Source organism: Streptomyces collinus (assembly GCF_031348265.1).
In the GTDB taxonomy this organism is placed as follows: domain Bacteria; phylum Actinomycetota; class Actinomycetes; order Streptomycetales; family Streptomycetaceae; genus Streptomyces; species Streptomyces collinus.
On record NZ_CP133771.1, the window covers coordinates 2567842 to 2580368 of the forward strand.

General features: G+C 72.9%; 11 protein-coding genes. 6 read left to right on the plus strand and 5 right to left on the minus strand.

The features are described from left to right. Positions 1-168: 168 nt before the first annotated feature. A complete protein-coding gene (locus tag RFN52_RS11575) occupies positions 169-909 on the minus strand; it encodes a class I SAM-dependent methyltransferase (protein ID WP_184845749.1) in 741 nt (246 codons plus the stop codon). Between the two features lie 218 nt (positions 910-1127). Then, positions 1128-2624: an MFS transporter gene (locus tag RFN52_RS11580; RefSeq protein ID WP_311240935.1), complete on the minus strand. Its 1497-nt coding sequence runs from the start codon at positions 2622-2624 to the stop codon at positions 1128-1130. Positions 2625-2834: 210 nt separating this feature from the next. Between RFN52_RS11580 and RFN52_RS11585 the strand changes: the two genes are divergently transcribed. The 6 genes from RFN52_RS11585 (at position 2835) to RFN52_RS11610 (ending at position 8874) form a co-directional block, all read left to right on the plus strand. Beyond that, positions 2835-4574 (plus strand): MFS transporter, encoded by a 1740-nt coding sequence (locus RFN52_RS11585; protein ID WP_184845751.1) that lies wholly within the window; start codon positions 2835-2837, stop codon positions 4572-4574. Positions 4575-4680: 106 nt separating this feature from the next. Then, complete coding sequence (locus RFN52_RS11590) at positions 4681-5331, plus strand: class I SAM-dependent methyltransferase (RefSeq protein ID WP_184845753.1); 651 nt, start codon at positions 4681-4683, stop codon at positions 5329-5331. Positions 5332-5437: 106 nt separating this feature from the next. After that, complete coding sequence (locus RFN52_RS11595; protein ID WP_184845755.1) at positions 5438-5725, plus strand: hypothetical protein; 288 nt, start codon at positions 5438-5440, stop codon at positions 5723-5725. Positions 5726-5818: 93 nt separating this feature from the next. Next, a complete protein-coding gene (locus tag RFN52_RS11600; RefSeq protein WP_184845757.1) occupies positions 5819-6769 on the plus strand; it encodes an N-acetylmuramoyl-L-alanine amidase in 951 nt (316 codons plus the stop codon). A 158-nt stretch (positions 6770-6927) separates the two neighbouring features. Next, complete coding sequence (locus tag RFN52_RS11605; RefSeq protein ID WP_184845759.1) at positions 6928-7764, plus strand: DUF5336 domain-containing protein; 837 nt, start codon at positions 6928-6930, stop codon at positions 7762-7764. 96 nt (positions 7765-7860) lie between these two features. After that, entirely contained in the window at positions 7861-8874 is a 1014-nt protein-coding gene (locus RFN52_RS11610) for an LLM class F420-dependent oxidoreductase (protein WP_184845761.1), read from the plus strand. 7 nt (positions 8875-8881) lie between these two features. Here RFN52_RS11610 and RFN52_RS11615 read toward each other — a convergent pair whose 3' ends face one another. Genes RFN52_RS11615 through RFN52_RS11625 form a run of 3 tightly spaced genes read right to left on the minus strand, consistent with a single transcriptional unit; the run spans position 8882 to position 12427 of the window. Further along, the gene (locus RFN52_RS11615; RefSeq protein WP_184845763.1) at positions 8882-9631 is read right to left on the minus strand and encodes a hypothetical protein; all 750 of its coding nucleotides are present in this window, start codon (positions 9629-9631) and stop codon (positions 8882-8884) included. Further along, positions 9618-11183: a vWA domain-containing protein gene (locus RFN52_RS11620; protein ID WP_184845765.1), complete on the minus strand. Its 1566-nt coding sequence runs from the start codon at positions 11181-11183 to the stop codon at positions 9618-9620. Before RFN52_RS11620 ends, RFN52_RS11615 begins: the two co-directional genes overlap by 14 nt. Beyond that, positions 11180-12427 carry a hypothetical protein gene (locus RFN52_RS11625; protein ID WP_373308464.1) on the minus strand — a complete coding sequence of 416 codons (1248 nt, stop codon included), beginning with the start codon at positions 12425-12427 and terminating at the stop codon, positions 11180-11182. The genes RFN52_RS11620 and RFN52_RS11625 overlap by 4 nt, the downstream gene beginning before the upstream one ends. Between the last annotated feature and the right edge of the window lie 100 nt (positions 12428-12527).

Sequence of the window (12527 nt, forward strand, 5' to 3'; positions counted from 1 at the left end):
GGACGCCAACTGAAACGCGTTCCAGTCCCGCGCCCTCTGTATAGCCGAGGCCCCGGCACTTGTGAAGGCTCCTGACACTGCGTCAGATCGGTGTCGCGGTGGCATGTGGCCTGCCGCAGTCCGTACCGGCTTGGTGATCCTGCCGGACGTCCGGCAGGGCTTCTCACCTCACGCCCGCTGGAACAACGCCGTCCAGAGGAAGGACTTCCCGAAGTACGCGGACTCCTCCGGCTCGTCGCGCATGCGCCGCAGTTCGAGCTCGGTCAGGCCGGAGAAGATCTCCCGCAACGCCTCGGGCGTGTACGCGAGGCCGCCCCGCAGCCCGGCCCCCTCGCGGTAGAAGTCGGTGTCGGACAGCTCCGACCCCATCCCGCCGGCTCCGGCGGCGAAGCAGGTGAGACCGAAGAGGCCTGCGGGTGCCAGGAGTTGCTCCAAGAGGGCGACATAACTGACCCGGCGGTGCGGTGGCAGATGGTGGAAGCAGCCGGAGTCGTAGACGAGGTCGTACGGGCCGGTGAGGTCCCGGCCGCCGAGCGCGAACGCGTCCCCGCAGTGGAACCGCACGTTCCCGGCCCCCGTCTCGCGGGCCCGCTCCCCGGCCCATTCGACGGCCGTCGAGGACAGGTCGACCGCGTCGACGTCGAAGCCCCGCGCCGCCAGGTACAGCGCGTTGCGCCCCGGCCCGCATCCCAGATCCAGCGCCCGTCCCCTGCGCAGCGACCCCCGCTCCACCGCTGCCACCAGGTTCTCGTCCGGCCGCGCCACGAAGAACGGCACGGGCCGGGAGCGGTCGGCGTAGAAGTCGTCCCACCAGTGGGCACCGCGCCCGGTCCACCGATCGGCCTCGGGTGCGAACAGGTCGTCGAGCAGGGCGAGTACGTCGTCGACGGTGCGTATGTTCCGGTCCATCCGGTCCCCTTTCCGCTTCCGTCGACGGTAGGCCCAGATGCGCTGAAAGGCCAGGTCAGGGCGGGTTTCCCGGCATCAGCGGAAGGCCGTGCGCGGGCCGCGGCGGGGCCGGGAGGCACCCCGGGGACGGGCCGCACCGCCCCCGGGCCGAAAGAGCGGCGGCGCACCCGTGACGGGTCGTCACGCCCCTGTTCCGGGCCGCGCCGGCCGCACTGTTTTCAGGCGGCGGCCTCCCGCTCCACCGCCTCCCGCTCCCCCGCCGTCCGCGGCAGCCACACCCACATCAGCGCGACCCCGGCCGTCAGCACCACGGCCCCCACCCGGAACGCGAGCGCGTAGCCCTCCGTCAGGGCCCGCGGAGTCGTGCTGCCCGCCGACTCGGCCGCCGCAAGGGTGGACAGGACCGCCAGGCCCAGGGAACCGCCCATCGTGCGGGACGTGTTGACGAGGCCGGAGACCAGGCCCGCTTCCCCGGGGGCGGCGCCGGACGTGGCCAGGGAGGCGAGCGGGGTCGCGGCCAGGCCCGCGCCGAGCATCATGAGGACGCCGGGAACGAGGATCACCGTGGCGTAGGAGCCGTCGGGCGTCATCGTGGACTGCCAGGCGAACCCGGCCACGGCGACCAGGGTTCCGAGCGCGGCGACGTTGCGCGGGCCGATCGGGCGCATCAGGCGGGGCGCGAGCTTGGAGCCGAGGATGACGGCGAGGGAGCTCGGAACCAGGGCCAGGCCGGCCTCCAGCGGGGTGTAGCCGAGGACGTTCTGCGCGTAGAGGGTCATGAAGAACCACATGCAGAACATCGCCGAACCGCACAGGAACATCGAGACGTTCGCCGAGGAGACCGAGCGGATGCGCAGGAGGCCGAGCGGCATCAGCGGGCTCGCCGTGCGGGCCTCGACCGCGAGGAACGCCCCGAGCAGGGCCGGTCCGGCGAGCAGCGGCACCAGGGTGGCCGGTGCCGTCCAGCCCGCCGCCTCCGTCTGGGAGATGCCGTAGGCCAGCGTGGCCAGGCCGGCCGTGACGAGCAGCGCGCCGGGCAGGTCGAGGCGCCGGCCGTCCCCGGCCCGGCCCTCGGTGAGGAACCAGGCGGCGGCGCACAGCACCACGGCCCCGACGGGCACGTTGATCAGCAGCACCCAGCGCCAGGAGAGCGTCTCCACGAGCAGCCCGCCGACCAGGCCGCCCGCCGCGCCGCCGCCGGCCCCGACCGCGGTCCAGGTCCCGATGGCCCGGGCCCGGGCCGCCCCTTCGGGCACGGAGGCGGTGAGGATCGTCAGCGTCGAGGGCGCCAGCACCGCCGCACCCAGCCCCTGCACGGCCCGCGCCGCCAGCAGCTGCCAGTCGTCCTGGGCCAGCCCGCCGGCCGCCGAGGCCAGGGTGAACAGGCCGAGCCCGACGAGGAACATCCGCTTGCGGCCGTAGAGGTCTCCGGCCCGGCCGCCGAGCAGCATGAACCCGGCGAAGGCGATGGCGTAGGCGTTCACGACCCATTGCAGGCCCTGCTCGCTGAGCCCGAGCCCGGTCCGCATGGACGGCAGGGCCACGTTGACGACGGACACGTCCAGCACGACGAGGAACTGCCCGGCGCAGGTGAGCGTCACCACGAGCCACATCGGCGGCGCCCCGCCCGGACGCAGCCGGGACAGCCGGGGCGTCCGGGATGGGCGGGATGTGCGGGCGGTGGCGGCGTCGGCGGATTCGAGCATGGGTGTCATGCTCTCAACCGCCTTGCACCCCTTGCATCGGGATTTCGCCGGGCCCCGCCTCGGTCCCGGGTCCTAGGTCGCGTCCGGCCTCGGGCTTTTACGCAATCCCAAGGAAAGGTCAAGTTTTCGTTAGGGTGCCGAAGCAACGGAATAGTTGCCTGGACATACAAGGTTCCCACTCCACGTAACCCGACGCTCCCGGCCTGGAGGCCCTCCTCAATGACGCAGACGACGACAGACCGCCCCGCCGGCAGAGCGAGCGGGGCCCTGGTCCCGGTGCTCGCCTTCGCGGGCATCGTTGTCGCGGTGATGCAGACCCTGCTCGTTCCGGTGATCAAGGATCTGCCGCAACTGCTGGACACCGCCCCCAGCAACGCCACCTGGGTCCTCACCTCGACCCTCCTGTCGGGAGCGGTGGCCACGCCCATCATGGGCCGCCTCGGCGACCTCTACGGCAAGCGCCGGATGCTGATCCTCAGCCTGGCCGTGATGGTCGTCGGCGCCCTGGTCAGCGCGCTCACCAGCGATCTGCTGCTCATGATCATCGGCCGTACGCTCCAGGGCTTCGCGATGGGCGCGATCCCGCTCGGCATCGGCCTGATGCGCGACATGCTGCCCCGCGAGAAGCTCGGCTCGGCGATGGCGCTGATGAGTTCCTCCATAGGTGTCGGCGGCGGCCTCGCCCTGCCCGCCGCCGCCCTGGTCGCCCAGCACAGCGACTGGCACGCCCTGTTCTACGGCGCCGCCGGCCTCGGCGTCCTCGCCATCGCCCTCACCCTGCTCGTCGTGCCCGAGTCGCCGATGCGCGCCGAGGGCTCCTTCGACCTGCCGGGCGCCATCGGACTGTCCACGGGGCTCGTGCTGTTCCTGCTGCCGATCACCAAGGGCAGCGACTGGGGCTGGGCCTCCGGCACCACCCTCGGCCTGTTCGGCGCCTCGGCGGTGGTGCTCGTGCTGTGGGGCGTGATGGAGCTGCGCTTGAAGGCCCCGCTGGTCGACCTGCGCACCACGGCCCGCCCCGCCGTCCTCTTCACCAACCTCGCGTCGATCATGGTCGGCGTCTCCTTCTACGTCGTCTCCCTGGTCCTGCCCCAGCTGCTCCAGCTGCCGAAGTCCACCGGCTACGGTCTCGGCCAGTCGATGGTCGTCGCGGGTCTGCTCGTGGCGCCGCTCGGCCTGACGATGATGGTCACCGCGCCCGTCTACGCCCGGCTGTCCGCGAAGTACGGCCCCAAGGTCACCCTGATCCTCGGCCTGCTGATCATCGCGATCGGCTACGGCGCCGGCCTCGGCCTGATGAGCGCCGCCTGGCAGAGCCTGGTCATCTCCGTGCTGCTGGGCGCGGGCATCGGTCTCGCCTACTCCTCGCTGCCCGCGCTGATCGTGGGTGCGGTCCCGGCGTCGGAGACGGGTGCGGCCAACGGCCTCAACACCCTGATGCGCTCCATCGGCACGTCGGTGTCGAGTGCCGTGATCGGCATGGTGCTGGCGAACACCGCGAACAACGTCGGCGGCGTCGAGATCCCGACCATGCACGGCTTCCGGCTCTCCTTCCTGATCGCGACGGGCGCGGTGGCCGTGGGCCTGCTCCTGGCGCTGTTCCTGCCGGGCCGACGGCCGTCCGGGAAGCCGCAGTTGCGCGCGAGCAGCGAGGAGGACGCGGCGCTGGAGCGGGCCGAGCGGGTCCTGCGCGGTTTTCGCGGCCGGGTGCTGGCCGCGGACGGTGCTCCGGTCGCCCGCGCCACGGTCACGCTGATCGACCGCCGCGGCCGCCGGGCCGGCGCGACGCTCTCCGCCGAGGACGGCAGCTACGCGCTCGCCGTCCCCGCGCAGGGCTCCTACGTCGTGGCCGCACGCGCCGCGGGGCACGGCCCGCTCGCCTCGTCCGCGACCCACGCGGGCGACGAACGCCCGGTCGACCTGGACCTGTCGCTGCCGGGCGAGACGGTCTCCGCCTGACCCGCCGCCCGATTCCGTTACTCACCGGTACCCCCTGTCGTCCTCCCGGCAGGGGGTACGGCACGATGGCGCCCTGACCGTCCGTCGTACGACCGAGAGGACCCCCATGCCCGCGGCGCCGAAGCCCGAGATCCTGGCCGCGTTCGAGGCGGCGAAGGGGTTCATGCCCGCCGGTGAGGGCCTGGCGCTGTACGCGGCGGCCGTGGAGGCCGGGCGGCTCGGGCTGCCGCTGCTGGAGGTCGGCACGTACTGCGGCCGCTCGACGATCCTGCTCGCCGACGCGGCCCGCGAGGCCGGGGTCAGCGCGCTCACCGTCGACCACCACCGCGGCAGCGAGGAGCAGCAGCCCGGCTGGGAGTACCACGACCCGGAGACGGTCGACCCCGAGGTCGGGCTGATGGACACGCTGCCCACGTTCCGCCGCACGCTCCACAAGGCGGGCCTGGAGGAGCACGTGGTGGCGCTGGTCGGGCGCTCCCCGCGGATCGCCGCGTTCTGGCGGACGCCGCTGGGCTTCGTCTTCATCGACGGCGGCCACACCGACGAGCACGCCACCGCCGACTACGAGGGCTGGGCGCCGCACGTCGCCGAGGGCGGCCTGCTGCTCATCCACGACGTCTTCCCCGACCCGCAGGACGAGTTCACCGGCCAGGCCCCGTACCGCGTCTACCTCCGGGCGCTCGCGTCCGGCGCCTTCACGGAGGTCTCGGCGACGGACTCGCTGCGGGTCCTGCGCCGCACCGGCCCGGGCATCTGAGAGCACGGCTGGGCGGGTGAACTGCGCCCTCCGCACCCCGCCCGGTCGGCCCACGGGCGGCGTGGCGCGTCGGCGGGCGACCGCCGCTGCCCAAGGATCCGGCCGCGTGGCACACACCTTCGAAGAGCTCGTGGAGAAGCAACGCGCGGCGGACGAGGCGTACGCCCGCGTGCGTCACCTCCAGGACGCGTACGGGCCGCCCACCCAGACCAAGTGGAGCGACCAGCAGACCACCACCTGGGAGACGGCCTGGCGGGCCTGGCGCGATCTCGCCCGCGACGTCCAGGCGGCGGTGACCGGGTACGCGAAGCAGGAGGGCACACCGCGCCAGGAGGTGGAGGCGCGGGTGAAGGAGGCGGTACGGCACGGGGACGCCGGCGGGAACGGGGCGTAGGCCGCGCCCGCGAAGTCCGGGCACGGCCCTGCCGCCACCCGTCGAGCCGTCTCCGGCCCGCCGCCCCCGCCGACGGCCGCTAGGGTGGCTGGCGTGTCGTACGTAGGCCCGGACTTCGAACCTCCCCAGAACCGCCGCCCCCGCCGCGGCCCCCTGACCGTCGCGCTCGCCGCGCTGGTGCCGGGGGCGCTGCTCGGCTGGCTGGTGTACGAGACGGTGGGCGGCCCGGGGGACGACGGGGGTTCGGGGCAGGCGACCGTGCGGTCCTCCCCGCCCGCCGCGTCGAGCGCGCCCTCCGACGACGCCAAGGAGCCGGGCGCCTCACCGGAGCCCACGGCCACGCCCTCGGCCTCCGCGCCCGCCGCTTCCGGGCCGCTCAAGGGCAAGGTGGTCGTCATCGACCCGGGGCACAACCCGGGCAACTTCCAGCACGCCTCCGAGATCAACCGCAAGGTGAACATCGGAACGAACTCGAAGGAGTGCGACACCACGGGCACGTCCACCAACGACGGTTACACCGAGGCGAAGTTCACGCTGGACGTGGCGCACCGGATGCGCACGCTGCTTCAGAAGCAGGGCGCCACGGTGAAGCTGACGCAGGACGGCGACCGGCCGTACGGGCCGTGCGTGGACGAGCGGGCCCGGATCGGCAACCAGGCGAAGGCGGATGCCGTCGTCTCGATCCACGCGGACGGCTCGGGCGCCGGCAACCGCGGCTTCCACGTGATCCTGCCCGGTTCGGTCAAGGCGGGTGCCGCGGACACCCGGGCGATCGTCGGTCCCTCCCGGGATCTCGGCGAGCGCGTCGCGGGCCGCTTCGTCGCGGTCACCGGCAGCGCGCCCTCCAACTACGTCGGCGACGGCGGCGGACTCGTCACGCGTAAGGACCTGGGCGGTCTCAATCTGTCAACGGTTCCCAAGGTGTTCATCGAGTGCGGCAACATGCGCGATAGCAAGGACGCGGCGTTGCTCACCAGCGGCGCATGGCGACAGAAGGCGGCGCAAGGGATCTCCGAGGGAATCGTGAGTTTTCTGCGCGGGTAGTCCCGGACCGGCAGATCCCGGCGGACACCCTGATGGGGCGGACGATAGGGTCCTCCTTACGATGAGGGGCCACCCCCGCGCTTCACACCGAGTCCGGACGGCGGCATGGTGACGGCGACGCCTCTACCGACGATGAGACGACCTACGAAGGACCTGAAGTGAATATCCGCTCCCTCACTCGGGGCGACGGCGTGGTGATCGGAGCAGCGGTATTGCTGTTGATCGCGTCGTTCCTCGACCTCTACTCGTTCGACAATGTCCCCGACAGCGTCGACCTCCCCAGCCTGTGGGGCAGCGGCCCGGTCGTGTTCAGCGTCGTGCTGGCCGGGATCATCGGCGCCGCGCTCGTCGTCGTCGGCCGGGGTCTGCCGCAGGCGCCGAAGATCGCGGGGCTGGAACTCGTCCCGTTCGGCGTCGCCTTCACGGTGTTCGCCGCGTGGAGCGCCCTCGGCAACATCTTCGACGTGACCGGCGGCTACGACAACATCGAGGGGACCAACAGCGACTTCCTGCCGAGCCCCGGCATCGGCATGATCCTCGCCCTCGTCGCCACACTGCTGATGGCCGCCGCCGCCCTCGCCACCCCCCTCGTCCCGGCCCTCAAGGGCGCCCTGCTCCCGGCCCCCCGTCCGGCCGCCCCGCAGCCCTACGGCGCCCAGCCCCCCGGTGGTTACGGCTACCCGGGCGCGCAGCAGCCCGGCGGCTACGGCCAGCCGCAGCCGGGGCAGCCCGGGCAGCCGTTCGGCGGCCAGCCCCAGCAGGCGCAGGCCCAGCCGCAGCCGCAGCCGCCGGCCGGGGACTTCTCCCCGTTCTGGTTCGCGGTGCCGGTGCCGCGGCCGCTGTTCGCGGAGGACGGCTCGCCCACACCGATCGCCGAACTCGCCCCGGGGACCTGGTACCTGGCCGTCGAGCAGCGCGGTGCGGCCCTGGTCGCCCAGACGCAGGACGGCCGCCGCGGTGTCCTTCAGGACACGTCGGGCATCCAGCGCGGCTGAGCCCCTCAGCACCACCCGGCCCCTCGCCCTTCCGGGCGGGGGGCCGTTGTCGTACAGTCGGCGTCCCGTCAGCTGACACACCGTCAGGAGGCAGGCATGCGGCTCGGTCTCGCGCTCGGCTACTGGGGCCGCGGCCCCTCCCTCGGCCATGTGCCCCTCGCGCAGGAGGCCGAGCGGCTCGGTTACGACTCCGTGTGGACGGCGGAGTCCTGGGGCTCGGACGCGTTCACCCCGCTCACCTGGATCGCGGCCCACACCTCCCGCATCCGGCTCGGCACGGCGGTCGCGCAGATGGCGGCCCGGTCGCCGGTCACGACCGCGATGCACGCCCTCACCCTGGACCATCTGTCCGGCGGCCGCATGATGCTGGGCCTCGGCCTCTCCGGCCCGCAGGTCGTCGAGGGCTGGTACGGCCGCCCGTTCCCCGCCTCGCCGCTCACCGCCACCCGCGAGTACGTCGACGTCCTGCGGCAGGTGCTGCGCCGCGAGGCCCCCGTCGAACTGGCGGGCCGCTTCCACTCCCACCCCTACCGGGGCCCGGACGCCACAGGCCTCGGCAAACCCCTCAAGCCGATCACGCACCCGCTCCGCCCGGACCTGCCGGTCCTGCTGGGCGCGGAGGGGCCGAAGAACGTCGCCCAGACGACCCGGATCGCCGACGGCTGGCTGCCGCTGTACTGGTCGCCGACCCGGCCGGAGGTCTACGGGCCGGCCCTGGGCGACCTCCCCGAGGGGTTCCTCGTCGCCCCGATGGCCCAGGTCCGGGTCTGCGACGACGTCGCCGAGGGCCTGCTGCCCGTCAAGACCATGCTCGGCTTCTACATCGGCGGCATGGGGCACGCGGCCCGCAACTTCCACGCCGACCTGATGGCCCGCATGGGCTACGAGGCCGAGGCCCGCCGCATCCAGGAGCTGTTCCTCTCCGGCCGCCGGGAGGAGGCCGTGCTGGCGGTCCCCGACGCCTTCGCCGACGAGATCTCCCTGGTCGGCCCCCGTGAACGCATCGCCGAGCGGCTGGAGTCGTGGCGCAAGGGCCCGGTGACGGACCTTCTGGCCCTCGCACCCGACCCGCACACCCTGCGGGTGCTGGCCGAGCTCAACTCCCGGTGAGCGGCCGTCACCAGAAGATCGCGATCGCCTCCAGCGTCACCTCGCGGGTCTCCTCGCGCCAGCCGGTCATCTTGCCGAGGCAGCGGGCCGTGAAGGTGCCCGCCGGGATCGAGCGGCGCGCGTTCCCCGGGGCCACGACCCGCATGGACACCGGGGGCTGCTCGTCTCCGTACTCGGCCCGCAGCTCGAATCCCTCCGCCACGTCCGGGACGCGGGTGAAGACGCCCTTGACCGAGACGAACTCGCCGATGCGGCTCAGGGTCACCGCACGGCCGTCCGCCAGGTTGGCGGACAGGTTCCGGTTGGGGACGACGGTCAGGGTGGTCAGGTCGGCGTGGACGATGGCGTCGGCCCGGTCGAAGGCCTCCATGACCACGCCGATCACGTTGATCGGCTTGTCCTTGCGCACGAACTTGCGGAACGTCTCCTGGCTGACGTCCCGCTTCAGCCGGAACCGGAACAGAAAGGTCAGCACCCGGCTCCAGAAGCCGACACTCGTGTCGACCTTCGTCCGCAGCTCGACGGCCTCCTCCAGCGCGGACCGGTAGTTGCCGAGCTCCCACAGGTCCATCACCGCCTGCTCGTCCAGGTACAGGCAGATGCTGTACGCCGACTGCCAGCGCCGCAGGTGCCTGCGGCGCTCCCGGGCATGGCGCACCAGGACCACGGCGAGCACCACGGCGCCGGCGGCCGTCACCAGCCAGACCGTCATCCACGGCCACCAAAGGCTCCACCACAGTGCGTCAGTGACAGCCACGGATCTCCTTGAAAGCCTCGGAAAGGGAAGAGCGGGCGGCCTCCACCATCCGTCCGCCCGTCCGCGCAGCCGCGCGCCGCAGCGCGCGGGCGTCGGCCTCGCCGAAGTGGACGGGGTAGGTGGGGACGGCGGCGCGCACGGCGGCGGGCAGCGCGTCGTGGCGGCGGACGAACTCCGCGTAGGTCAGGCCCGCGTTGTTCTCGCCGTCCGTCATCAGGACGAGGGAGACGGAACGGTCGGGGTCGGCGGCCCGTGCTCGGGCGGCGGTGCGGTAGCCGTGGTCGAGGGCGGACCACACGGCGGTGGCGTCGCCGTAGCCGCCCCGGGCGACGGTGTCGGCGAGGGCATCCAGGTCCTTCGGCCCGGTGACGGTGACGGTCTTCTCCCCCAGCACCCGGCCGCCGAAGCGGACGACGGTCAGCCGCTCGCCCCGGTGGAAGCGGGTGAACTTGCCGGAGGCGGAGGGGTCCGCGCCGCTGAGCCCGGCGAAGGCCTCGCGCAGTGCGGTCATCCGGGCGCCGCGCATCGAGCCGGAGAAGTCGAGGAGGAAGACCACCTGGCTGGTGGTGCGGCGGCCGGGATCGCCGTAGTCCGCCAGCAGGGTTTCGACGACGGCGGGCCGGTCGGGGTAGAAGAGCGCGTTGCCGACGGGTTCGCGCAGCCGCGCGTCCCGCGTGACGGTCGTGTTCACGGGGCGGCGCAGGGTGTGCCGCATGATCTGCCGCTGCACCGAGTCGCGGCGCAGCCACTGCGTGACCTTGTCGTACGCGGTGCGGTGGGCCGGGTTCAGCAGGAGCAGCGGGAAGTCCGCCAGGACCATGCCGTCCTCGGGGCGGACGACCTCCAGACGGTCGTCGAGGCGGCCGGAGGCGTTCAGGGCGAGCAGGTCGGACTCGTAGGTGATGAGGGCGTCGGCCTCGCCCTGGTGGTCGGCGTAGGAGTCGACGAGGGCAGGTCCGGTGTCGGCGGTGAGGGTCTGGCCGGAGCGGAAGCCGCGCAGCCGGTCGCAGGAGACGTCCTCGGGGCGCAGCGCGGCCCCGGTGCCGGCCGCGGCGGTGGCGACGCCGACGAGGGCGGCGAGCCCGCTGCCGGCGTGCCGGGGGTCGGCCATGCCGAAGCGGACTCTGCCGGTGGCGGCGGCGTCGGCGATGTCGGCCCAGGTGAGCCGGGCACCGGGAACCCGGGCGCGCAACTGCCGCGCCACCTCGGGCTTCAGGCCGACGACGACGGGGGACGTCATGGTGGGCGTGCGTTGCAGCCCCCTGGTCGCGTTCTTGTCGGTGAGGCGCAGATAGCTGTCGGAGGACAGCCACGCGAGGTCGTACCGGTCGCGGTCCGGGTTCCTCGTCTCGGCGTCGGCGCGGTGCTCCATGCGCAGGTCGACACCGGTCTCGTCCCGCAGCTCACCGAGCAGCGGGGCCAGTACGGCGAGGTCGGGGCCGGCCAGCACGCGCAGCCGGACCGGGTCGTCGCCGTCGCCGCCCGAGCAGGCGGTGACGAGGGAGGCGACGAGCACGAGGCAGAGGGCCAGCAGGCCCGCGCCGCGCCTCACCGGCTGTCCGTCCGGTCCGGGCAGTCGCCGACGATCTCGATCATCTTCTCCAGCAGCGGCAGGCTGGGCAGCACGGCCCGGGTGTCGTCGGAGGATGTGGTCGGCACCGGGATCCGCCGCTCGGTGAGGAACCGGGTGAGTTCGTCACCGGCCGCGCCGCCGGTGGCGTTGCGGGCCCTGAATCCCAGCTCCATGGCCCGGTGCTGGAGTTCGGGGTCCTCGCTGACCAGCTCGCCGAGCCGGGCGCCGTCGCCGGTCAGCGCGACGAGCTGGGGTTCGGTGACGAACCGGGTGGACGGGTAGAGCAGGACGCGCTCGTCGTCCGTCGCGCCCTTCTCGGCCTGGTGCCTGATCTGGTGGGCGAGGAACTGGTGCTCGTAGATGACCGAGACGGGGGCGATGCTCTGCCCGTCGGGGGACAGATACGTTTCGGCCCGTTCGGAGGACGGCAGGCCCTGCTCGACGAGGAGCGGCTTGATCGTGCGGGCGAGTTGCTCCGCCTCGGCCTCGTGGTCCGGCGCGTCGTTCCCGTGCTCGACGAAGGCCACGAGACCGAGGTAGGTGCCGGCGGAGTTGGCCTCGCAGATGTCCGAGGTCTGGGCGAGGATCTTGTTGCCGTTGCGGACGCGGTCGTGGCGGTCGATCTCGTCCCAGCGGTAGCCGTTGTCGGCGTCGCGCCGAGTGCCGTTCCGCTTGCCGCGGGCCAGATCGATGAACTTCCGCATGTCGAGGGTGTAGTACAGCGGCCGCCCGCCCGGTCCCGGCAGGCGCTGCGCGACGCCTTCCGCCGTGAGGACCTCGGCGTAGTCGCGGTAGGTGGCCAGCACGATGGGGCTGACGAAGGGGCGGTAGAGCAGCACCGGACGGTTCGCCCGGGCGCGCTCCCGGCTGATCAGGTCGGCGGCGGGCTGGCCGGAGGGGAAGACGACGTCGTACCCCTCGTGGTCCTGCTGGGCGATCTCCCGGGAACCCATGTTGGTGATGTGCATGCGGAAGCCGTGCTTCATGAGCAGCCGCTCGACCTCGGGGTCCTGGAAGAAGTCCCTCTTCGAGGCCATCTTGGCCTCGATGGTGACCACGTGCCGCAGCGGCAGCAGGAGGTTCCCGGTGGCCACGAGCAGCGCCAGCCCGATGACCGGGACGGGCAGCGCCGACGCCAGCGCTCTGCGCAGACGCCGGCGCGGGGGTCTGGTGACGGTCAGCCGCGGCTCTTGGGTTGCGGGTCTGTTCGCGGGCACCTGCATGCTCCCCCCGTGACACCGGCGTTCTCCCCGAGTGGCCGGGCCAGGATCGTCGGTGATGCGGGTGTACCCCGAACGACCCTTGCGGGAACGTTGGTTGGCC